This is a genomic window from Neorhizobium alkalisoli (assembly GCF_007829835.1).
Lineage (GTDB): Bacteria > Pseudomonadota > Alphaproteobacteria > Rhizobiales > Rhizobiaceae > Neorhizobium.
In genome coordinates, this window is the sequence record NZ_VIWP01000005.1 from 527,942 (window position 1) to 550,320 (window position 22,379).

Sequence of the window (22,379 nt, forward strand, 5' to 3'; positions counted from 1 at the left end):
ATTGCCGCCCTTCAGTCTAAACCCGGTCTCATGAGCGGCGGCGCGGATCCAACCTCGCCATAGCCATGCAACGGCAGGATTTGAAACCGATGAACAGCAAACGATCCGAAACGGCCGATTACGAAGTCGACCGGCAGATCGGCTTCTTCATCCGCCAGGCCAACCAGCGCCATGTGGCGATCTTCAACGGACTGATCGGCGACAAGCTGACGACGACCCAATGGGCGGCGCTGAGCAAGCTCAAGCAGATTGGCCCCACCTCTCAGAATCATCTCGGCCGCGAGACCGCGATGGACGTGACGACCATCAAGGGCGTCGTCGACCGGATGGTCAAGCGCGGCTACATCAACACCGCGGCCGACCCCAATGATGGGCGCAGACTGGTGCTGCAGCTCACCGACGAGGGGCACGCCGTGATCGACAACAACCTCGCTGCCGCAATTCAGGCAACCAAGGACACGCTTGAACCGCTGACGCCCGGCGAGCGCATGATGTTCCTCGAACTGCTGCACAAGATCACCTGACATCATCCTACGCCGACATATCTGGATAACAAGGATGGATCGTCCCTCAAATCCTGAACCGGCATCGTCGCCTGCGCCCTGCCGTTTTCGACAAAGCAGACACGGTCGGCGACCGACAGCACGGCCTCGACCCTCTGCTCGACCAAAACGATCGCCTTGCCGTGATCGCGCAGCGTGACGATGACATCGCGGATGGTGGCGATCATCGATGGCATCAGCCCCTCGGTAGGCTCATCCAGCAGAATGACGGAAGGATCGATGCAGAGCGCGCGCGCGGTCGCAAGCATCTGCTGTTCGCCGCCGGACAAGGTGCCGGAAACCTGGCCAAGCCGCTCCTGCAGGCGGGGAAACAAGGCGAGCGCCTCGTCGAGTACACGACGCGGACTGCGGCGCGTCATCAGCCCGATTTCGAGATTTTCCCGCACCGTCAGTTCCGAGAACAGCCGGCGGCCCTGCGGCACATAACCGATGCCACGTCTCGGCACTTCATGGGCCGGCAGTGTCGAGATTTCGGCACCATCCAGACGGACGCTGCCGCGCTGCGCCCGCGCAAGCCCCATGATGGCGCGCAGCGTAGTCGTCTTGCCCGCGCCGTTGCGACCGAGAAGACAGAGGACTTCGCCCTTACCAAGAGTGAGTGACATGCCTTTCAAGGTCTGACTGCTGCCGTGATAGACGTCGAGATCGGAGATTTCCAGCATGTCAGCCCGTCCCCAGATAGGCGGCCTGCACGGCCGCGTTGGCGCGGATATTTTCGGGCGAACCTTCGGCAAGGATCTCGCCATGGTTCAGCACCGTGATCGTATCGGCGAGTTTCATCACCACCGGCATGTTGTGCTCGATCAGCAGGACGGTCGCGGAGCGGGAAATCTCCTTCACCAGCCGACAGAAATTCTCAATCTCACCATCGGAAAGCCCCTGCGTCGGTTCGTCGAGGATGAGAAGCTTTGGCTCCAGCGCCAGCCCCATGGCCACTTCGAGCAGCCGCTGATGACCATAGGACATGGTGCCGGCGCGATCCCTGAGCCTATCGCTGAGTCCCACATGCTCCAGCGCTTCCTTTGCCTTCGCGGCAATTACCGCCGGCTTCGCTCCAGGCGAACGCTGCAAGGCGCTTTGTGCCGAGAGCGCGACATTGTCGAACACGCTCAGCATCGGATAGATGCTTGTGATCTGGAACGTATAGGCGATGCCGTCCCGCACGCGCTTGTGTGCCGGGCGGGCGGTAATGTCATTGCCGAGAAACTCGATCGAGCCGGCGCTCGGCGCGATGCGGCCGGACAGAAGCGAAACGAAGGTCGTCTTGCCCGCGCCGTTCGGGCCGATCAGCGCGCGGATTTCGCCTTCGCGGATGGCAAAATTCACATCGTTGACCGCCTTCAGCCCGCCGAATTGGCGGCTGAGGCCCTTGGTCCTGAGCAGGGTCACGGAAGCCACGGCAACCACCTTTCGCGGATCGTCCCCAAAATGCCTTTCGGGAAGAAAAGCACGAGCAGCACCAGCGCCACGCCAGTGACGAGCAGATAGGCCGCTGTATACTCGCTGGCGATATCGATCATGTAGAACATCAGGATACTACCGAGTAGCGGCCCGAGCACGGTGCCTGCGCCCCCGAGCAGCGTGAACAGCAGCGCCTCGATCGAATACTGGATGGAGGCAAAGCTTGCGCCGATATAGGCAAACAGAAGGCCATAGGCCGCGCCCGCCATGGCCGAAATCGTGCCGGAGACGACAAGCGCGCCCAGTTTCGTCCTGAACGTGTCGAAGCCAAGCATCAGCGTGCGCGGCTCGTTTTCGCGGATGGCGATCAGCACTCGGCCCATCGGCCCGCGCACCAGGATAAGGATGACGAACAGCGTGATGGCCAGCAGCGCCAGCGCCAGATTATAGCGCAGGACCGCATTCGTCAGATCGACATGCAGGCCGAGGAAATCGAAGTTGCGGGCGGAGGCCGGCATGGTCAGGCCTTCTTCACCGCGGGTATAATCGGTGAAATAGGTGATCGTCAGATAGGCCACCTGCCCGAACATCATGGTGACGATCATGAAGGCGACGCCGGTCGTGCGCAGGGCGACGAGACCGATGATAAGCGACAGAAGCGCGCCGCAACATATACCGATCAGGAAGGCGAGCGGCACGCCGAGATCGGTGTAATAGGCCGTCATGCCAGCGCCGTAGAGACCGGCCGCAAAGAACATCGCATGGCCGAGGCTGAGCAGGCCGGTATAACCGAACAGCATATTGTAGCCCATTGCATAGATGGCGAGCACCATCACCCGCGTCATGGCCAGATAATGATAATCCGGCAGCACGAACTGGACGAGGAAGAGGGCCGCAAGCACCGCGACATGCAGCGCGATGACGCGCATCGTACGGGATGCCGTCATCGTGCCTTGGCTCCGAACAGGCCTTCCGGCTTGAAGACGAGGACAAGGGCGACGAGCAGGGTCGAGATCATCTTGGCAAGCGTCGGCGAGAAGAAGACGGAAATGATGCCGTCGCTGAGACCGATCAGCAGCGCCGCGACGACGGTTCCTCTCAAGCTTCCAAGTCCACCCAGAATGACCACGATGAAGGACAGAAGCAGCGGGTCGAGCCCCATCAGGTAATGCGCCTGCCGGATCGGCACGATCAGCACGGCGGCAATGGCGGCCAGCATCGCGCCGGCGGCAAACACGAAGGCATAGACACGCTCGATCGGGATGCCGAAGGCCTGGGCCGTCTCGCGGTCGAACTGGGTCGCCCGCATGATCAGGCCGAGACGGGTGCGGCTCAGCACGAACCAGACGGCGACAAGCATCACGATCGCGGCGACGATGACAAAGAGATTATAGCCGGAATAACCGAACCAGGGCAGCTGGATGCGGTAATAGAAGGGCGCCGGCACCGGCCTTGCATCCGGTCCATAGGTCAGAAGCGTGGTCTGCTGGATGATATAGAGCATGCCGATCGTCGCGACGATCGTCGATTCCGGATCGTAATTCAGGCGCTTGAGAATCAGGCGTTCGCTTGCAAATGCGATGGCGCCGACGATAATGGGGCTGACGATCAGCGCCACAAAGAAGCCGACCGCGGGGTGCATCCCGAACATCGACGCCACCCACCAGGCAAAGACGGCGCCCAGCATATAAAATTCGCCATGGGCAACATTGACGACGCGCATGACGCCGAAGACGAGCGACAGACCAAGTGCGGTCAGGGTCAGAACGGCAGCCTGAAGCAGCCCTTCCAATGTCGCAAGCAGCAGAAACGGACCGAAAGCCAAGACTTTCTCCTTATGCAGGGACACACGTGCCCCTTGCCGAATGCCATGAAAGATCAGGGAAAGGAAGCACGAGAGACGGCTGAGGGCACCGATTGTAGCGGCGCCCTCGGCTCAAGGCTCGGTCAGAGCGACATCTTCGTATAGTCGGCCTTTACCTCGTACATGCCGTCCTCGATCGAGGTGCGATGGACGACGTCCATTCGCGCGCCATTGACCTTGGAGATGTTCTGGTGGCCGTAGGCCTGGTGGTTCTTGCCGTTGAAGATCTTGTCGCCCTGCGGGTGATCTCGGCCTTCATCGAATTTCTCGATCGCCTCAAGCGCTTCGATGAACTTGGCCTTGTCCTTGGGGCCGGCATAACCAGCAGACTGCATGGCCTGCTTGATCGTGAACAGGGTTTCCCAGACGCCGTACATATGGGCGTAGGTGGAAATATCCTTCGGATCGGCCTTGCTGGCACCATTATCATCGACGCCAACTGCGGCGCGATAGAGCTTGTCCCACTGGCTCTGGTCCTTCTGGGCATAACGCGGCATGCCTTCCCAGAAATAGGTGCCATCGAGGAAGCCCAGCTGCGGTGTCGCGAGATTAACGGCCTCGACGCTGTCGATAAAGCCGAAAATAGCCGGACGCTGCGAGCCGTAGAACTGGCCGAGTTCGGTGACGAAGGTGAGAACCGCCGGGCCGACCATGATGTGATAGAGCACATCGGTATCGGTCGGAATGCGCGGCAGGTAGCGGGTAAAGGACGTTTCCGTCGGCGGCACGGCAATCATCTCGACGACCTGACCGCCCTGCGCCTTGATGGCCGGCGGAAGATTGTCGCGATGGTCGTAACCGAAAGCGTAGTCCGGGAAGATCATCGTGACCTTCTTACCGAGGTTCTTGGTGATCCACGGCGCCATGGACGTGACCTGGCTGCGCACATCGGTAATGCCCGGCTGGAAGCAGTAGCGGTTGAGACTGCCCGACGAGACATGCGTGCCTTCCGACACGACGAGATAGGGCATCTTGAGTTCGCCGGCACGCGGCGCAGCACCCACGACGACATGGGAGAAGAGCGTGCCGAAAACGGCATCGACTTTGTGCTGGGTCGCGAATTTTTCGACGACTTCGGCACCGCGCTTGGGATCGGTGCCGTCATCCTCGACGATCAGCTGGACCGGCCGGCCGTTAATGCCGCCCTCGTCATTGATGATCTTGACCGCAGCATTGGCGACGCGCTCGTACCAGCGGCCGTAGGATGCGCCGATACCGGTGCGGTGACATTCGAAACCGAGCTTGATCGGCTCGGACGTCTGGGCCTGCGCATAGCGGACAAAGCCGGGAGAAACGGAAGAAATAATGCCGGCGCCGGTCGCAGCTCCCATTCCGAGAAGCGTGGAGCGGCGGGTGATCGAAGATTTAGGTTCTTTGGTTTTATCGGTGGTTTTATCGCTCATGTGAAATTTCCCCTCTTAGTGGAAATGACGTCCGTCATTCTGATGCGACAGATCATTCGACTACCAACAAATCACGATGTTTGACGATTGACAAGCGCAACGCGCGAGGTCCTGCAAAACAACTATTTTAACGTGGACTTCGGCAGCCGCTCCTGTTTGTATGCCAATGATTGCCCCTCTGATCGCCCTCCTGGGCCAGCGGATCGGAGTGGTCCTCAGTCTGGCGGAAGACACCGCCGCATGGAAGTACCCATCGGCAAAATCAGGCATTATGGACGTTAGATCGGGCGACGAATTCGGGGGCGAAATGAAGTTGCAAGTCACGGGCCGCAAAGGGCGATCCTTGCCGCCAATCCGCCTGTCGCCAATTTGTCTATCGGCCGCGCTCTCATGCCTTTTGCTGAACCCCGCCCCGGCAGCGGCCCATGGCACCGAACGTGGCCTGGTCATGCTGCTGCCCACCGATTATTACCTGACGGGCGGCGCCATCGCCGTTGTCGCCACATTCGTCGCCCTGCTGCTTGTCCCTTCGCTCTGGTTCGATCGCGCAAGCCGCGCGGTCATCACCCTCCACCGCCGCCCCGTGGCACCGACCGTCTTCACCAGCACGGCAACATTTCTGCTTCTCGCCGTGCTTGTCGCAACTGGCCTCTATTCGACGGCTGATCCGCTCGAAAACCCGCTGCCGCTCTTCGTCTGGACACTTTTCTGGGTCGCCTTCACCTTGCTGCAGGCAGTGGTCGGCAATCTCTGGCCCTGGCTCAATCCGTGGTCGGGGCCACTTGCGATCCTCCGGCGCCTGAGCGGCCGGCCGATCGGCAGCGAGCCCCTTGCCCGACTTCCCGATGCGCTCGGTTATCTCCCCGCCATCATCCTGTTCCTTCTCTTCGCATGGTACGAGCTGATCTCGCTCGCGCCCGAAGATCCGCCACGGCTTGCCTTTGCGGTCACGCTCTATTGGCTTGGCAATCTCGCCGCGATGATCCTGTTCGGCGAGGAGGAATGGACGCGGCGCGGCGAACCCTTCTCCGTCTATTTCCGCATGATCGGCATGATCGCTCCGCTGCAGATCGAACCGCCGAAAAGCGGCATATGGGCAACGGTGCGGATCGGCTGGCCGGGCCAGCGCTGCGTCACGCAGGATCCACCACCCGTCAGCGCCGCCATATTCCTGCTGCTGACGCTCGGCACCGCATCCTTCGACGGATTTGCCGAAACCTTCACATGGCTTTCGGCGATCGGCATCAATCCGCTGGAATTTCCGGGCCGCAGCGCCGTCACCCTGCCGAACACATTCGGGCTGATCGCGGCTCCGCTGACGCTGGGGCTGGTCTATTTCGTCTCTGTCTTCGCCGGAGCCTGGCTTGCCGGCGAAAGGGATGCGGTGAGATTTCGCCTGCTAGCCTCCCATCTCGTCTATTCGATCATACCGATCTCGGTCGCCTTCCATGGCGCGCATTATCTCAGCCTGCTGCTGATCAACGGGCAATATCTCTACGCCGCCATCTCCGACCCGTTTTCGCAAGGCTGGGACCTGTTCGGCACGGCGGAATGGCATGTGACGGCCTCCATGCTGATCGACATCCACAATGTCGAAAAACTCTGGACCGCACAGACGGCGATCATCGCCGGTGGCCATTGTATCGGCATCCTGCTCGCCCACATGATCGCGCTCCGGCATTTCGAAAAGCCCGCACGCGCCACCGTAAGCCAGATCTTTCTCGCCCTCGTCATGGTCGGCTACACCGTGTTCGGCCTCTGGCTCCTGTCGACGCCGACCGTGGGCTGACGCCAGGCTTGACGGCTTTCGCATTCCACGGCAATATCGTTTGTACACAAATGAATTTTCCGCCGAGACGAAGGTGATTGAGCGATGAACATGCATGCGGTCTCTGAAGCTGCGCCTGCCTTTCCGATCCCCGACAACGTGTTTGCGGAAAAGGTCGTGGCCGTCGAACATTTCACGGATCACCTGTTCCGCTTCCGCATCACCCGCCCGGCAAGTTTCCGCTTCCGCTCCGGCGAATTCATCATGATCGGCCTGCCGAATGCCGAAAAGCCGGTCTACCGCGCCTATTCCATCGCCAGCCCTTCCTGGGACGAGGAGATCGAGTTCTTCTCGATCAAGGTGCCGGACGGCCCGCTGACGGAGCACCTGCAGAAGATCAAGCTCGGCGATACGGTGCTGATGCGCAAGAAGCCGACCGGCACGCTCGTGCTCGACGCGCTCGTGCCCGGCAAGCGGCTCTACCTGTTTTCGACTGGCACCGGCGTCGCGCCGTTTGCGAGCCTCGTACGGGACCCGGAGACCTACGAGAAATTCGAGGAAGTCGTGCTGATCCAGACCTGCCGGCAGGTGGATGAGCTGACCTATATCACCCGCCTGGTCGAGGACCTCGCCAACGACCCGCTCGTCGGCGAAATGGTCGAGGGCCGGCTAAAGCTGTTCACCAGCACGACGCGCCAGACTTTTCCCCGCATGGGCCGGATCACCGACCTGATGGGCGATGGCCGCTTCTTCGACATGACCGGCCTGCCGGCCATCTCGCCGGAGATCGACCGCGCCATGATCTGTGGCTCGATGGCGATGATCAAGGACACGTCTGCCATGATGGAAGGTTTTGGACTGGTCGAAGGTGCCAATAACAAGCCGGCCACCTTCGTCGTGGAAAGGGCGTTTGTGGGGTGAGCAGCGACGGCCTCCGGCCGGCAAAACGCTCCAGTGGAGCGTTTTGAGCTGCGAACGCCTTGAGCCAAAGCGAAGGGCTGGGGGCTGCGGCAATTTCCACAACCTTACGCAAGTTGGACGATGTCTATTGGCTGGGCGTTGGCCTCTCCGACCTCATCCCTGTGCTTGTCACAGGGATCCAGCCGACGCGCGTCTGCGCGGCCAGAAGAGTTCTTTCAGCCCAAAGACTTGGGCTGGCTAGATTCCTGTGCCCGTCACAGGAATGAGGTGGGCGGCGCATTCCTTCAATCCTTCAGCAACCGCAGCTGAAATCCGCATCCTAATGCCCCGCCACCGCAGCCCGAGCCTTGGAAACAGCCTCCTTCATCCCTTCCCAAGGCGCCTCATCCGGTGCGAAACGCGCCCTCACATAGGCCGCAAGATCGGCAATCTGGCGATCGCTGAGGCTCTCGGCAAAGCCCGGCATCGACATGATCTCGAGATCTGCAGCACTGGCCTGCGCGGTCAAAACTGCCGGCGCATGCATGCCGCCCAGGATCGCGTTGATGACATTGTCCGGCCGGCCTGAGGAAACATTGGTGTTGAGGGCAAGACCTGCCAGCGGTGAAGCGCTCTCATGGCAGGAAACACAGGCCCCTTCGAAAATACGGGCCCCGGCAGGCGAGATTTCAAGTGCCCGCCCCTTGGCAGCATCGGCTGCCACCAGCTTCGCCTCACGCTGTTTCGCAGCCTCCTCACCGGACACCGCGTCCCCGCGGCTGGCGAGATATTCCGACATGGCGGCGATATCCTCGTCGGGCAGGGCCGAGAGCGATTTGACGACACCGGCCATCGGCCCGCCGGCACTGCCGTGATCGGCGGAATGCCCGGTGCGCAGGTAGTCGAACAGGGCGGCTCTCGTCCATCCGACCGGCGAGGCCCCTGCCCCGTTGATCGCAGGCGCAACCCAGCCATCGGCATAACCACCGGCAAGATGCGCAGAACCCTGCTTCTCGGCACCGAGCATGTTGCGGTCGGTATGGCAGGCGGAACAGTGGCCGAGCGTCTCGACCAGATAGGCGCCGCGGTTCCAGCTCGCAGTCTTCGTCTCATCCACTTTGAATGGTTGTGGATCGAGATAAAGCACATTCCAGCCGGCAAGGAGCCCACGGATATTGAAGGGTGCCTTCAGCGTATTTTCGGGCGGCACCGCGACTGAGGGCGCCTGCGACATCAGATAGGCATAAAGCGCCTGAAGATCGGCTTCATCCGCGCCTGCAAAGGATGTGTAGGGATGGACAGGATAGAGATGCCGCCCATCCCGCGCCACGCCTTGGCGCATGGCCCGCTCAAACGCCGGATAAGACCAGTTGCCGATGCCGTGAACGAGATCGGGCGAGATATTGGTCGAATAGACCCGGCCGAACGGCGTTTCGAACCCGTGGCCACCGGAAAAAGCCGTGCCATCCGCCCCGACATGGCAGACATTACAGCCGGCAGCGGCTGCGACCAGCCGGCCCTTCTCGATCGTCGCGGCGCTGAACACGCCGGGATCCGGCCGTGGAATGGGAGCAAATGCGCCTCGGACCGGAGAGGCAAGCGTGATGCCACCAGCAACGGCCCCGGCAATGCCGGCCAGCGCCAAGGGCAGTTTCCACCAGCTGCGCTTCTTCGGAATTGCGGCTGCAGAACCGGCCAAAAGCTCTCCACGCTGTTCGCGCAGCGCCTTGAGAATACGATCCGGGGTCAGCGGCAGCTCGCGGAAGCGCAGGCCGGTCGCATCATAGACCGCATTGACGATGGCCGCAGCACTCGGAACGGAGGCGGATTCGCCGACGCCAAGCGGCTCCTCATTCGGCCGCGGCAGCATCAGAACGTCGATATCCGGCACTTCCGGGAAGGTCATGATGGGATAACCGCCCCATTCGACGCTTTCGACCTTCAGCCCGTCAAAGCTCACCTTCTCTTTCAGGACCCGGCTGAGCGACTGGATGACATTGCCATGGATCTGGTGTTTTACCCCGTCAGGGTTGATCATCAGGCCGGAATCCTGCCCGACTGTGATCTTGGTGACGGCGATCTCGCCGGTCTTCTTGTTGACCGCAACATCGGCAACCCAGGCCGACCACGCGGCCGGCACGCCGGGAAACTTGCCATGGACATAAACGGCATAGGCAAAACCGCGGCCATACAGGAGATCGCCTTCGGCGCCCTCGGTTTCGGGCCGGGTACGCGGTTTCCACTCAGCCTTTTCCGTAACCGCGCGCACGAGATCGGCGGCGCGGCTGTCGGTCAGATAGCGCAGCCGGTATTCGACCGGATCGACACCGGCGGCCGCGGCCAGCTCGTCGATAAAGCTCTCATGCGCAAAGGAGTTCGGCATGGCCGAGACGCCGCGAAACCATGAGGCGCGCGCGATCGGCGGCATGTCATGCACCGTCACCCGCATATTGCCGAAGGCATAGGGCGGGATCGCCGTGCGATCGCCCATCTCGGCGACATCGGGCGTATTCGGCACGCGGCCGGTCAGGATCAGTGCCAAAGTCGGCGACAGGTTGGATGGATAACGCGTGTCGAATTCATACCCCGCCGGGCCGCCTTCAAGATCGAGCCCGCCGCGCACATCGATCACCTGTGCAGCGCCCTTCGGTTCCCAGGCATGTTCCTGCTCGCGGGTCAGCTGCACGCGCACGGGCCGACCGACTGCCCGTGACAGAAGGGCTGCATCCGCCGTCACGTCATCGGCACAGTTGCGGCCATAACAGCCAGCGGCTTCAAGGCGCTCGACGACGATGCTGCTCTCCGGCATGCCGAGCAGCAGCGCCAGATCGCGGCGCATGGGATAGGGGTTTTGTGTTCCCGACCAGACGACGAGCTCATCCGGCTTCCAGTCCGCCACGGCGCAGGAAGGGCCGATTGAGGCGTGCATCTGGTAGGGCCAGACATAGGTCCGCTCCATCAGCGGCGAAGCACCGGCAAGCGCGCGTTCCACATCGCCCTGATCGCGCAGCAGCCGCGGTTTCGAGCGGTTTTGACGGAGTGGCTCCTCCGGCTCACTTAGATCCTGGAAGTCCGGCAGAGCGTGCCACCTGGTCTTGAGCTCTCGGGCGGCCTGCGCTGCAAACTCTTCGCGCGTTGCGACAATCCCGATGAAATCGCCATCGACCACCACCGAAACGATGCCGGGTATATGGGCAATCGACGCCTCATCGACGGAGATCAGGCTGCGGCCGACAAAATCGCCGCTGTCGAAACCGGTATAGGGAGGACGGACGACCCGGCCGTGCAGCATGCCCGGAACACGCACGTCATGAACATAGGACCATGTGCCGGTCGCCTTGGCGGCGATATCGTTACGCTTCTGCCCCTTGCCAACCAGCCTGTATTCGCCGACCGCCTTGACGGGTGCAGCCGGATCGATCTCGATCTCTTCGTTACGGCCGGAAATGAGTTCATCGAAATCCAGCTCCCAGTTGGATTCGCCCCGCGGCCGGATCACGCCGTTTTCGATCATCAGCACGGCCGGTTCCAGCGCATGCAAAGCACCTGCCATTTGCAACAGATGCCGACGCGCGGTGGCCGCGGCCAGACGCAAGGGTTTTGCCGCGATCTGGATCGTTTCGCTGGCGATGGTCGGCCCCTGATCCGGCACGGCCGTCGTCGTGCCGAGCACCATGGTCACCCGTTCGAACGGAATATCCAGCTCTTCCGCAACGATCTGCGCAAGTGCCGTGCGGATGCCGGTGCCGAGATCGACATGGCCGTTAAAAGCGGTCACCTGACCGCCGGGCAGGATGGCAAGAAAAAGTTCACGCGCGCCGGCAGCGTTCCGGCGAATGACGAGCAATGCTTCCGGAACGTCGAAATAGGCTGAGGCCATCATTTCTCGGGATTCGGTCATCACAATGCTTCCTCACGCCGGGATTTCTCGACCGGTATTTCCACAAGCCGAGTTTCATCGAGCCTGGCCTCGCGCATCAGTTCAACGGCCCGTCTTGCAGCCGCAAGGATCTCCATATGCGTACCGCAACGACAGAGATGGGCTTTCAGCGCCTCGCGGATATTGGCCTCTGTCGGATCGGGATTGCGGTTGATGAGGCCTGCCACGGCCATGATCATGCCGTTGAGACAATAGCCGCACTGGGCCGCCTGCTGTTCGACAAAAGCCTTTTGGACAGGATGCGGCGCCTCCACCGTGCCGAGACCTTCCAGCGTGACGATCTGCCGGCCCTCAGCAGCGGCAACCGAGATTGAACAGGAGCGAACGGTCTTGCCGTTGACGAGCACCGCGCAGGCGCCGCATTCACCGAGCCCGCAACCGAATTTCGGGCCGTTCAGACAGAGATCATTGCGAAGGACGTAAAGCAGAGGCGTATCGGGCGACAGGTCAAGTTCGTGGCTCTTGCCATTGACCGTGAGATGGATGCTCTGCGGCTTCATCAGCGTTTGCACCGACCTGGGCGAACAGACCCGTACAACGCCCGACGACAGACCGCGCCTTGCCGGAGGCGGCCTGTCCGAAGACAGATGTGACCGAGCACCGGCCAAAAGACCGGCAGCCGGTCATGACCAGCTAGAATTCTCATCTCGTTCCCCGGGTCTTGGCGCCCATCGTTTGTATGCAAATGATTGCCAGTCAGCACCCGACTGTCAATCCTATTTCGGGGCGCCTGAGAAATTACCGCTCAGGCGTTTCCCGTCTGGGCAAGGCAACCATAAGGCTCACAGCAAAAGCCGCGCGCTTTCGACCAGCTGGATCTGCTCCGGCAGACGGGGCAGAAGATGTTTTAGCACGGCGTCATGCGCATCGACGGAACTGCTGCAGACGGCATCGGCGGCGATCGCGACATGGAAGCCGGCGTCTATGGCATCGAAGACGCTGGCGAGCACGCAGACATCGGTCTCGGCACCACTGAATATCAGCCTGCCCACACCTTCTGCCTTCAGCCTCTCGGCAAATCCGGGCACTTCAAAAATCGAATACGTAGTCTTTTCGACGATCGTCTCAGGCCGTGCGATTTTACGCAAGGGTTCGATAAGATCCTGCATGCCGGGGTCGATATCTTGCGTCGTCATTGCCGACCATCGGTCGTAATAGCTGCGCCATGCACCCAGCGCCGCTTCCGGCGATGCGGGAAGCATGAATTTCGCAAACAGGGTGCGGCCAGCATAGGCGTCGCAAAGCATCAGCACATTCGGCAGAATGTCTGCGAGCGCCGGCGCATGCCATGGCGTCTCTTCCGCGAACATGCGCTGCATGTCGATGACGATATGGCGGGTTTCCATAGCCGCCTCTAGGCCTGATCCTGTAACAGGATCGTATGCTTCGGCTCCCAGGTCAGCGTCACCTGCGCGCCTTCCGGGATGATCGTACCGGTCGTATTCTGCGCAAAGATCTTGAATGGCGTGCCGTCGCTGGCGGTCAGCACATAGGTCAAGGCAGCACCTGCATAGATGACCGCAGTCACCCGTGCCTGCAAACGGTTCAGTCCGGGCTCAGCATCGGCAACACCCTCGACGATCCTTATCTTCTCCGGCCGCACGGCAAGCGTCACGCTTTGCCCGTCCGAAGGCGCGACCTCTGCATCGGCAAGCCGAATGGCCGTACCATCGGAGAGAGTGACGATCCGCGCGGAAACCGTGCCGGTGAGGAAATTCGTATCGCCCAGGAATTCGGCCGCAAACCGCGTTTTCGGCTTTTCATAGATATCCGTCGGAACACCCATCTGGACGATCTGGCCGCGATCGAGAATGGCGACCTGATCGGAAAGAGCAAGCGCCTCTTCCTGGTCGTGGGTAACGAACACCGTCGTCAGTCCCGTCTCTCGCTGGATACGCTTCAGCTCCACCTGCATTTCCTGCCGCAGTCGCCGATCAAGCGCAGAAAGCGGTTCATCGAGCAAAAGAACGCTCGGCTGAATCACCAGTGCACGGGCAAGCGCAACACGTTGCTGCTGGCCACCCGAGAGCTGTTTTGGCTTACGATCGCCAAACCCCGGCAGTCGCACCATTTCCAGTGCCCTGTCGATCTGGCTGCGCGCCTCGGCACCCTTGATGCCGCGCCGGGCGAGGCCGAAGGCGACGTTTTCGCGCACGGTCATATGCGGGAACAGAGCGTAGGACTGGAATACCATGCCGATATTGCGGGCCCAGACGGGTACATTGGTCACATTCCGACTGCCGATCGAAACCGTGCCGCTATCCGGCGTCACAAAGCCGGCAACGATCCTGAGCAGGGTCGTCTTGCCGGAGCCGGACGGCCCGAGCAGACTGGTGAAGGATCCTTCCGGAAACTGCGTGGTAATGTCCGACAGGACGGATACCTGGCCATAATTCTTGGCGACGGAGTTGATCTTAACGTTTGTCACGATTGCCTCCGGGGCGCGCAAAGACGGCGAATACGACGATGACCGCCATCGACCCCAGAAGAAGGATGGTCGATATGGCGTTGATCTCCGGCGTGAAACCTTTGCGGATTGCTGAATAGATCTGCACCGGCAGCGTGGTGAAGCCCGGTGTCGACAGGAAATATGAAATCACGAACTGGTCGAGCGAGACGGCGAAGGCAAAGAGGGCAGCCCCCAGAATGCTCGGCGCCAGAAGCGGCAGCGTGACCGAGAAGAAGGCATGCACCGGCGTCGAGCCGAGGCTCATGGCCGCCTCCTCCAGATCGGCGCGGATCGTCTGTAACCCCGTGCCGACGACCAGCACGACATAAGGAATGGCCAGCGCCACATGGCCGAGGATCAGCGCATGCATGCCGCGCCCGATACCCGTCCAGAAGAAGAAGACCAGCATGGCCGTGCCGGTGATGAGCCACGGAATGGCGATCGGCGGCAGGAGCAGCAGCTGCAACAGCGACTTTCCGCGGATCACCCGCCGCCCGAGTGCGACTGCCGCCATCGTGCCGGCAACCGTCGCGACCACGGCGGTGATCAGCGCGATCACGACCGAGTTGATGCCCGACGAGATCAGCTGGCTGTTATCCGCAAGCGCGACATACCATTTCGTCGTGAAATGGAAGGGCAGCTCGTAAAGCGAGGAGTCGTTGAACCCCATTGCCATCATCACGATGATCGGCAGATAGAGGAAGACCAGAATGGCAAGCAAATAGAATTTTCCGAGAGCGATCATGCGGCAGCTCCCGAATTTCTTCTGAGCACGCCCGAAAAGGTCGCGAAGATGGCGAGCACCACGGCCAGCATGGTGAAGGAGAGTGCAGCCCCGAGCGGCCAGTTGAAGGCCTGGGTGAACTGGTCCTCGATCACCGTTCCCATCGTAACACCGACGCGACCGCCGAGAATACGCGGCTCCATAAAGGCGCCGATGACGGGAACGAAGGTGAGAACAGCCCCTGTGGTCAGGCCCGGCAATGCCAGCGGCACAAGGATCTTGCCGAGAATGGTCCACCAGCGTGCGCCAAGGCTTTCGGCCGCCTCCAGAATGGAGTCGTCGATCGTCACCAGCGCGATGTAACAGGTGAGGATCATATAGGGCAGATAGCCGTGCACGAGGCCGAGCACGATGGCTGGCCGCGTATAGAGAAAGCCGATCGACCCGGCATCGGGCAGGACCGAATGCAGGAGCATGTCGAGAAAACCGCCTTCGCGCAAAACCATCGTCCAGGAGAAGACACGCACGAGGCCATTGGTCCAGAACGGCAGCAGGATCAGGATCAGCAGCGTTTCACGCACCCGCCCCGTCGTCGCACGGGCAAGCGCCAGAGCGGCAAAAAAACCGAGAATCGCGCAACTCAGCGTCGCCCAGAAACCCATCAACAGGGAATCCCAGGCGATCTTCACCAGATAGGGCTGGGTATAGAAAGCCTGATAGTGCTTGAGGGTGAAGACGATCGGTGTCTTGCCCATGGGCGTCGCGTTCATGAAGCTGAACACGAACATGGTACAGAGCGGCAGAAAGACCGCCAGCAACAGCCAGGCATAGGAGGGCAGCAAAAGCGCTATGGTCGCAACGCTGCCCGGAATGCCGCGCCGAGCAGGCACGCCGGAAGGCGTGCCTGTCGAAGCTACGGGAATATCAGCCGGCATAGGAAGCTTTCACTTCCTGCCAGAGATTGTTGAAGGCCTCACGCCGGTCGTCCGGCAGGGCCGACTGGATCGTCATCGTCTTCAGATAGGCCTGCTTGTGAATGACGCGGTTGAGATCGTCAGCCGGCAGCTTTTCCATGGCAGCAGCGCTGGCGGAAGCCGGTGCACCGACCTTGGTTGCCCATTCGAAATAGAAGTCCGGATCGATCATATAGTTGATGAAGTCGAGCGCAGCCTTGGCATTCGGCGCACTCGCGGGGACACAGAGATTGTCCAGCCAGCCGATGCCACCTTCCTTCGGAACGACGAATTCGACGGGCAGCTTGCTGTTGCGCTTGGAGCGAACGGCAGCGCCGGACCAGTAGACCGACAGATCGAATTCCTTGGCGGCAAAAGACTTGTTCCACTGGTCTTCGCTCGACCAGAGAAGCTTGACGTTATCCTTGAAGCCCTTGAGCTTGTCGCCGACAGCCTTCAGGTCACTCGGATTGTTCATGTCCTGGCCGGAGAGAAGCGCACCGATGGCGACACCCGTCACCGCATCGTCGAACAGCGCAACCTTGCCCTTGAAGGCAGGATCGGCGAGCGCGGCATAGCTTTCCGGCTTCTTGTCGCCTTCGCGGATGGCAAGCGAGGTAATGCCCCAGACCCAGGCGACGCCAAAAGTCTTGCCGCCGAACTTGAGGTTCGCATGGTCCTTCAGTTCCGGCGAGAGGTTCGCGGAATTGGGAACACCTGCGAAATCGACCGGGACGATGAGGCCTTCATTCGCGGCCTGCTGGGTGCGGGCGCTGTTGATGAGAACGACGTCGTAAGCACCCGGATTGGTGCGCAGCTTGGTCAGCATTTCAGGTTCGGAGCTGAAATAGTCATGCACGACTTCAATGCCGGTCTTGGCCTTGAACTTTTCGAGCGCCCATTTTTCGTCGGTGCCGTAACCCTGCCAGTTGAGCACGGTGATCTTGGTTGCCGCACGAGCGGTGCTGGCGCCAAATGACAGCGGCGAGGCGGCAAGCGCCCCTGCTCCCATGAGGCCGAGGGTCTGACGACGCGTAGTCTTAATCATGCTGGATCCCCTTGTTGATCGCTCTTCCCGACCTGCCTTGAACGACAGGCACGTATCCGAATATCTTTGCACGATCGGATCCCTCGAATTTTACCGACAACCCGTTTCCTCGCAGATCATCGAACCTTTCGAAGGCCCTCATTTTTGTTTGTGTACAAACGAGTATGGCCTAGCTTTTTTCTTTGTCAAGCAGCCCTCGGATCAACCGGCTCAACTCTGTTTGCGGCCAGCCGGCGCGTGCCAGACAACCAGTTTTGCGCGTCCTTCAGCCTTGGAAAAATCGAAGCCTGCCCCCTCCGGCGTCGCACTCCAATCGACGGCGACATCATCAAGCCGAGCCCCGACAATAGCGCTGGCATCAAGACCGCATAATGTCAGGTGACCGGCAGGCATCGGCGGACCATCGATCACGCAAGCAAAACCCGTTGGGGTGAATTCGACCTCGGAAAGCCTGCCCGTCAGGTTCGTGGAAAGAACAGGTTTCTCTCCGCGATAGATCCGCAGAACGCCCTCCGAGATCTCGACCGTGGCAAGACCGACCGGCGAGAGGAACGGACCAAACCGGGCATCGCGCCCGTCATTGGAAATAGTCCATCCGCTCCAGGGATCGAAACCGGATATCTCGTCGGCCGCCATCATCGGCAGGAGTGCCGCCCAGATGTAAAAGGGATCGGTATCGCCCTGATCCAGAGCCTCGCCGGTGCTGGCATTGTAGTTTTCCGCCGCGACCCGGTGCTCGCGCCAGGACTGCATGAAGAGATCGTAGCTCTTCGTGGCCAGCGCGCTCGCTTCCACCGCAAAGCCGTAGCGCTTCAGCCCCAGCCAGACCATGAAATTGACATTCGGCCAGATGCGGCCGCGCCAATAGACGTTTTCCGCGAAGGCCGGATCATCACGCGTCGCATTGGGCAGGATAAAATCGCCGCCAAACGTTTTGGGATCCGACAGATGCGTGAGAAGGTGCCGGGCCTGTTCTTCGGAAGCAGCACCGCAGAGAAGCGGATAAAACGATGTCGGCGACAGCGAGCGGACAAAGCCACCCTTACGCTGACGGTTCGCAAAAATCTTGCGCTCTTCGTCCCACAGTTCCGCGCGGATCAGCTGCCGGCTGCTTTCCGCCAGCCACGCGAACTCTTCCGCCTCCTCCGGCTTGCCAAGCACATCGGCCATCCGGGAAAGCATTTCCGCATCGAGCGCGAGTGCGCAGTTGAGGCCGAGATCGAAGGTCGAAAGCGTCCGCGTATCGGGTTCGTAAAGCGCCTCGTCATGGGTGGTGGAATTGTCCATGCCCGTTTCGTTGCGCGCGCCGAAAATCGTGCCCTTGTAGAGCCCGCCGCCGACCTCGCTTGTACCGCAGGAAATCAGGCCGACGCCATCCGGATCGCGGTTCTCGCGCCACCAGCGCTGGTTTCGCGATAGCGCCTCGAAGCTCGCTTCCAGCATCGAGCGTTCGCCCGTGCGCTGGTAGCAGAGCCATGCGACCAGACCACCATGCGGCGGCTGGCTGCGATCCACCCAGGCGTCGTTTGAGGTGACTATACAGGCAACATTTCCCTGCGGTGTCGCACCGGCCAAGGCAACCGCCATGTTCTGCCGCGCCAGATCGGCATCGAACATGCTGGCAAGAAGAGCCGCAAATGTCTGGTCATTATACCAGACGGCGAATTCACCGAGATTCCAGATACGCGTGACGGCGGTATAGGCCCGTCGATTGACCGCATCCCAGATCGTGTTCCAGCCGACCACATCCCGCACCGCATCCAGCGCGCCTTCAAACTTGCCTTGATGCAATTCGGGCAGGTCCGGCATCTCTGCATAGAGCGCGGCGCGCGCATTGCGAACAGCCAGTTCCGCGCTGTCCGCGATCGCCGCGCCATAACCGCCGTCCCGCATCATTTCCATGTTGAAGCGAAGCGCGATGACCGGCGCTTCAGACCCTCGCGTGGCGGTGTAGAAATAGCCGTTCTCTTCGAAATCAGCACGCAGCGCCTCGATACTGTCATGTGCCGTCACCTGAATTGGCGCAGAGCGCGACACGACGGCAAGGAAGCGGCGGTCGATTTCCACCAGCGCAACCTGCTCCTTCTCGTCATAACGGATTGTCTCGCCGCCTTCTGCCGAGATCGCAAGCGTCAGCCAGAAGCGCGTGCCCCATTCGCCAAGCGTTGAGGCGCTCCACGAGCCCTTGACGACGAACGGATCGATCGCGCCGGCGGAAAAACCGATCCCGGTTCCGGCAAGCTCCGTCTCCACTTCGATCAGGCGATTGCCGACCGCATGGCGGCCGAAACGGACCTTGTCCTTGCGCGGCTCGATCAGGCTCGTGGCGCGGGCGCGGGTGGAATAGAGGACAGGCGTGATCTTCAGCCCGAGCGGTAGATAGAACAGTTCGGCAGGCCGAAGCGACCAGCTGTTCCAGGCCATAGAGAGCGGTGTGGTTGTATGGCCGCGCATCAGGCCGTCTCCTTCATATCTGCGGTGGGCAAGAGAAACAGACGCGGCGCTGCCGTCAAGCCGCTTTCGTCCGGCCACGGTTCGCCGGCATAGGGAGTATCGGCATAAAACCGGTTGGCTGCAGTATTCGCGACAAGAAGAGCCAGCCTGTGCGGGCCGGCGTCGAGACGACCGAGATCGATACGGAACGGGGGTCGTGCCCTGCGCCCCACAATGCTGTCATCGAGCCTCACCTCCACCGCAACAGAAACGCCCGGCAGGTCGAGAACGGCCTCGCAGGCATCAGGTAGATCGAAACTGCATTCATAGAGGCCGATGCCGGAGTAGGACGCATAGCCTTGCGCCTGCCAACCGGTAGTGACGAAGATCGGACAGGCAGGTTCTTCGTCGACCGTTCGGAATGTCCAGCAGGTCGACAAGGTGATCATTGCATCATGATCTTCCAGCGTGGATCTCAGTTGGACTTCCTCGCCAGTCCCCTCCCCGCTCCGCATTCTCAGGCAAAGCAGATCGTGAGGAGCAAGAGCAATATCGAGGAGACGTGCGGCACGCTGGGGTTCTGGCGTACCGGTCTCCACATCCCATGTTTCGAAGACAAAACCAGCGCCGAGCGTGACGCGGACGGCTTCGTCCGTCCCGCCATCATTGAAAATCACGACTTTCCAGAAACCTTCGGAATCGCGGCCGACCGTCGAGCTGACGGCGCTGCCCGCCAAGATCTTCGGAGCAGTATCCGGCAGATGCGAAACGAGCTCGGCGAGCGTCGCCAGACCCGGCGGATCAGAAAACCTGACCCCGCAGCCGAGCGGCTCGCCCCGGAGGGATTTCGGGTCGACACCCGAGATCCAAAGCCTGCCTCCGGCGGAAACAAACTCCGCCAATTTCACCATGACAGCCGACGAGGCGATGCGGGAGGCACCGGGCAGGACGAGCGCTGAAAAACAAAGGCCATTGGCAACAAGCATGTCATCGCGAACCTCGCCGTCAGCGATACTCTGCTCGTCCAGGATCATGTGCCCACATGGCAGCTTTGCAAGTGCCTCGCACCAGGCGCCAAAATGCGGGCCGTGCAGATGGCGCGGCCCTTCCGCCAGCGCCGTCGCCAACGGATAAAAAACACCCACAGGTGTTTCCGGGCGGAAATCCTCGAGAAAAGCTGAAAGCCTCGCCGTCTCGTCCGCAATCCCGCGATGATGGTCCCACCAAGGCTCGAAATTAAGCCCCGGCGCGAAATCGAAACGCGGGTTGACGAAAAGCCGCGGATCTCCGTCTGAACCGGACGTCTGGTAAAGCGCGTGCATGATGACCTGGCGGGCGCCGGCCATGTGCATGCGGATCGACTGCGCCCGAAGCGTTGCCGGCGTCAGTTCCCACTGCCCGGCCCCGCGACCTTCGGTGCGGGTGGCGGTCGCATAGATCTCGACCATGGTTCTGGCCCGACCATGGGCACGTGCAACGGAATCGCCGAGTTTTGGTGAAAGCTGCGGGACATAATTGTTCGCATCGACCGCAGTCTCGTCTCGAAAGGCATCGATGCCGAAGAAATCGACACCCGGCACGACGCGCGGATCGACCGAACTGAACCCGCCATTCAGCGCATAACCGCCGACATGCGGCAGGATCTCATGCCCTGTCATGCGCAGACCGTGCCGCTCGCAGAACGCCTTGACCGGCCCGAAGAAGGCCTCATTCATCAGTCGCGAATAGGTAGCGTAAAAGTTCACACGCACAGCAGCCGTTTCCGGCCCAAGATCGTAGAGCAGGTTTAAAAGCGCTTGGCCGAAGACAAGACCGGTCGCCTCCTCCACTTTCCTTCGCAATGAAGGGGCATAAAGCAGGCTATTGCCGAGATTTCCGGATTTCTGGTTCCAGGTATAAAATTGCGGGCCGGGCTGATCATAAAACAGGAACTGCAGTGTCTCAGGCATCAAATGACCTAGACGCCGTGCATAAGGTTCAAGGCCAACCTCGACAAACCGCGCGCCGGCCTCGGGCAGAAGATAGTTGATCAGCCGCGACGTAAGGCACCGGGCAGAGACAAAAACGGTTATCTGCCGATCCGCATCGATCTCGCCCAAGATCTCGAACCGACAGCCACCTTCGCCCGGCACAATACGTATGCTGGCTGAAACGTCTTCGATTTGCGAGAAGCCGGGACCATGATAAACGGCTGCGAGAAGCTCCCACTCTCCGAAGACAGGTCGTCCTCCGTCATAGATCCAGCTGGCAATATCAGGCCCCATACCGGTCGCGAACGGTGCCTCTATGCCGCTGATCTCGCCGCCCGACGAGGATGTCGTCGCCCAGAAAAGATGTCGTTCCGAAAGATGCGGCGCGCCTGAAACGGTCCGGCCACCCGCCTGCCCGCTCGTCCAATTGTAATCGTCATAGAGACCGGCAACGAGGCCGAGCTTTTGCATGACCTCGACAGCCTTGCGATAGCGCTCAAGAAAGGCTTCGGAGAGGTAGAGTTCGCGCGGCATCGCAAGACGCGCCTGGATCAGGATCGTCCCATAACCCTGGTTTCGGAAATCCCGCAGCTGCGTCTCGATTTCATCGTCGGCGGGAAGCGTGTGCCAGAACCAGTAGGCGGCAGGGCGGAACTCTGCCGGTGGATCCGCAAAGAGATGAGATCGCCTGTCGTCCTTACCAAAGCCCGGCACATCAATCGCCTTTTCGAGGGATTAAAGCTCAACAGTAATTCATTCGCATACAAATGACATTGGATTGAAATTGCAAGAGGCAAGATCATTCCCGGCATCCGCCGTTCAGAGGCGGTCGGCGGGATGGTTATCTGTTTCTTTTTGGAAAGAAGATATTTGGTTGCGGGGGCAGGATTTGAACCTGCGGCCTTCAGGTTATGAGCCTGACGAGCTACCGGGCTGCTCCACCCCGCGTTGAGCGCAAACCTT

17 protein-coding genes and 1 tRNA gene are annotated in these 22,379 nt (G+C 60.7%); 3 read left to right on the plus strand and 15 right to left on the minus strand.

Annotation, left to right across the window (positions count from 1 at the left end; translation table 11 throughout):
* Positions 1 to 89: 89 nt before the first annotated feature.
* Positions 90 to 524, plus strand: coding sequence for a MarR family winged helix-turn-helix transcriptional regulator (locus tag FHW37_RS21630; protein WP_145640109.1), 435 nt, complete (start codon positions 90 to 92; stop codon positions 522 to 524).
* Between the two features lie 2 nt (positions 525 to 526).
* Here the strand turns inward: FHW37_RS21630 and FHW37_RS21635 are convergent, their stop codons facing one another.
* From FHW37_RS21635 to FHW37_RS21655, 5 genes are all read right to left on the minus strand, one after another.
* Complete coding sequence (locus tag FHW37_RS21635) at positions 527 to 1,225, minus strand: ABC transporter ATP-binding protein (protein WP_186458343.1); 699 nt, start codon at positions 1,223 to 1,225, stop codon at positions 527 to 529.
* A gap of 1 nt (position 1,226) precedes the next feature.
* Positions 1,227 to 1,961, minus strand: a complete 735-nt coding sequence (locus FHW37_RS21640) for an ABC transporter ATP-binding protein (protein WP_186458344.1) — start codon at positions 1,959 to 1,961, stop codon at positions 1,227 to 1,229.
* A complete protein-coding gene (locus FHW37_RS21645) occupies positions 1,949 to 2,911 on the minus strand; it encodes a branched-chain amino acid ABC transporter permease (protein WP_145640113.1) in 963 nt (320 codons plus the stop codon). The genes FHW37_RS21640 and FHW37_RS21645 overlap by 13 nt, the downstream gene beginning before the upstream one ends.
* The gene (locus FHW37_RS21650; RefSeq protein WP_145640114.1) at positions 2,908 to 3,789 is read right to left on the minus strand and encodes a branched-chain amino acid ABC transporter permease; all 882 of its coding nucleotides are present in this window, start codon (positions 3,787 to 3,789) and stop codon (positions 2,908 to 2,910) included. Before FHW37_RS21650 ends, FHW37_RS21645 begins: the two co-directional genes overlap by 4 nt.
* A gap of 122 nt (positions 3,790 to 3,911) precedes the next feature.
* On the minus strand, positions 3,912 to 5,231 hold the full coding sequence (locus FHW37_RS21655) for an ABC transporter substrate-binding protein (RefSeq protein ID WP_145640116.1): 1,320 nt from the start codon (positions 5,229 to 5,231) through the stop codon (positions 3,912 to 3,914).
* 448 nt (positions 5,232 to 5,679) lie between these two features.
* Here FHW37_RS21655 and FHW37_RS21660 point away from each other — a divergent pair, with 448 nt between their 5' ends.
* Positions 5,680 to 7,020, plus strand: coding sequence for a hypothetical protein (locus tag FHW37_RS21660; protein ID WP_145640117.1), 1,341 nt, complete (start codon positions 5,680 to 5,682; stop codon positions 7,018 to 7,020).
* Positions 7,021 to 7,104: 84 nt separating this feature from the next.
* Entirely contained in the window at positions 7,105 to 7,920 is an 816-nt protein-coding gene (locus tag FHW37_RS21665; protein ID WP_145640118.1) for a ferredoxin--NADP reductase, read from the plus strand.
* Between the two features lie 319 nt (positions 7,921 to 8,239).
* Here the strand turns inward: FHW37_RS21665 and FHW37_RS21675 are convergent, their stop codons facing one another.
* The 10 genes from FHW37_RS21675 to FHW37_RS21720 form a co-directional block, all read right to left on the minus strand.
* The gene (locus FHW37_RS21675) at positions 8,240 to 11,800 is read right to left on the minus strand and encodes a molybdopterin cofactor-binding domain-containing protein (protein ID WP_145640121.1); all 3,561 of its coding nucleotides are present in this window, start codon (positions 11,798 to 11,800) and stop codon (positions 8,240 to 8,242) included.
* On the minus strand, positions 11,800 to 12,339 hold the full coding sequence (locus FHW37_RS21680; protein ID WP_145640122.1) for a (2Fe-2S)-binding protein: 540 nt from the start codon (positions 12,337 to 12,339) through the stop codon (positions 11,800 to 11,802). The genes FHW37_RS21675 and FHW37_RS21680 overlap by 1 nt, the downstream gene beginning before the upstream one ends.
* A gap of 282 nt (positions 12,340 to 12,621) precedes the next feature.
* A complete protein-coding gene (locus FHW37_RS21685) occupies positions 12,622 to 13,185 on the minus strand; it encodes a cysteine hydrolase family protein (protein WP_145640124.1) in 564 nt (187 codons plus the stop codon).
* A gap of 8 nt (positions 13,186 to 13,193) precedes the next feature.
* On the minus strand, positions 13,194 to 14,267 hold the full coding sequence (locus FHW37_RS21690; protein WP_145640125.1) for an ABC transporter ATP-binding protein: 1,074 nt from the start codon (positions 14,265 to 14,267) through the stop codon (positions 13,194 to 13,196).
* Positions 14,254 to 15,033 carry an ABC transporter permease gene (locus FHW37_RS21695; RefSeq protein WP_145640127.1) on the minus strand — a complete coding sequence of 260 codons (780 nt, stop codon included), beginning with the start codon at positions 15,031 to 15,033 and terminating at the stop codon, positions 14,254 to 14,256. Before FHW37_RS21695 ends, FHW37_RS21690 begins: the two co-directional genes overlap by 14 nt.
* Complete coding sequence (locus FHW37_RS21700) at positions 15,030 to 15,947, minus strand: ABC transporter permease (RefSeq protein WP_145640128.1); 918 nt, start codon at positions 15,945 to 15,947, stop codon at positions 15,030 to 15,032. Before FHW37_RS21700 ends, FHW37_RS21695 begins: the two co-directional genes overlap by 4 nt.
* Positions 15,937 to 17,013 carry an ABC transporter substrate-binding protein gene (locus tag FHW37_RS21705; RefSeq protein ID WP_145640129.1) on the minus strand — a complete coding sequence of 359 codons (1,077 nt, stop codon included), beginning with the start codon at positions 17,011 to 17,013 and terminating at the stop codon, positions 15,937 to 15,939. Before FHW37_RS21705 ends, FHW37_RS21700 begins: the two co-directional genes overlap by 11 nt.
* Before the next feature lie 210 nt (positions 17,014 to 17,223).
* Entirely contained in the window at positions 17,224 to 19,467 is a 2,244-nt protein-coding gene (locus tag FHW37_RS21710; protein ID WP_145640131.1) for an MGH1-like glycoside hydrolase domain-containing protein, read from the minus strand.
* Positions 19,467 to 22,130: a carbohydrate-binding protein gene (locus FHW37_RS21715; RefSeq protein ID WP_145640132.1), complete on the minus strand. Its 2,664-nt coding sequence runs from the start codon at positions 22,128 to 22,130 to the stop codon at positions 19,467 to 19,469. The genes FHW37_RS21710 and FHW37_RS21715 overlap by 1 nt, the downstream gene beginning before the upstream one ends.
* 157 nt (positions 22,131 to 22,287) lie before the next feature.
* Positions 22,288 to 22,364 (minus strand) — tRNA-Met (locus FHW37_RS21720).
* Between the last annotated feature and the right edge of the window lie 15 nt (positions 22,365 to 22,379).

Coding starts and splice junctions, on each gene's coding strand:
- FHW37_RS21630 (WP_145640109.1), top strand. CDS start 90: ATGAACAGCAAACGATCCGAAACGGCCGATTACGAAGTCGACCGGCAG.
- FHW37_RS21635 (WP_186458343.1), bottom strand. CDS start 1,225: ATGCTGGAAATCTCCGATCTCGACGTCTATCACGGCAGCAGTCAGACC.
- FHW37_RS21645 (WP_145640113.1), bottom strand. CDS start 2,911: ATGACGGCATCCCGTACGATGCGCGTCATCGCGCTGCATGTCGCGGTG.
- FHW37_RS21655 (WP_145640116.1), bottom strand. CDS start 5,231: ATGAGCGATAAAACCACCGATAAAACCAAAGAACCTAAATCTTCGATC.
- FHW37_RS21660 (WP_145640117.1), top strand. CDS start 5,680: ATGCTGCTGCCCACCGATTATTACCTGACGGGCGGCGCCATCGCCGTT.
- FHW37_RS21665 (WP_145640118.1), top strand. CDS start 7,105: ATGAACATGCATGCGGTCTCTGAAGCTGCGCCTGCCTTTCCGATCCCC.
- FHW37_RS21675 (WP_145640121.1), bottom strand. CDS start 11,800: ATGACCGAATCCCGAGAAATGATGGCCTCAGCCTATTTCGACGTTCCG.
- FHW37_RS21680 (WP_145640122.1), bottom strand. CDS start 12,339: ATGAAGCCGCAGAGCATCCATCTCACGGTCAATGGCAAGAGCCACGAA.
- FHW37_RS21685 (WP_145640124.1), bottom strand. CDS start 13,185: ATGGAAACCCGCCATATCGTCATCGACATGCAGCGCATGTTCGCGGAA.
- FHW37_RS21695 (WP_145640127.1), bottom strand. CDS start 15,033: ATGATCGCTCTCGGAAAATTCTATTTGCTTGCCATTCTGGTCTTCCTC.
- FHW37_RS21700 (WP_145640128.1), bottom strand. CDS start 15,947: ATGCCGGCTGATATTCCCGTAGCTTCGACAGGCACGCCTTCCGGCGTG.
- FHW37_RS21705 (WP_145640129.1), bottom strand. CDS start 17,013: ATGATTAAGACTACGCGTCGTCAGACCCTCGGCCTCATGGGAGCAGGG.
- FHW37_RS21710 (WP_145640131.1), bottom strand. CDS start 19,467: ATGCGCGGCCATACAACCACACCGCTCTCTATGGCCTGGAACAGCTGG.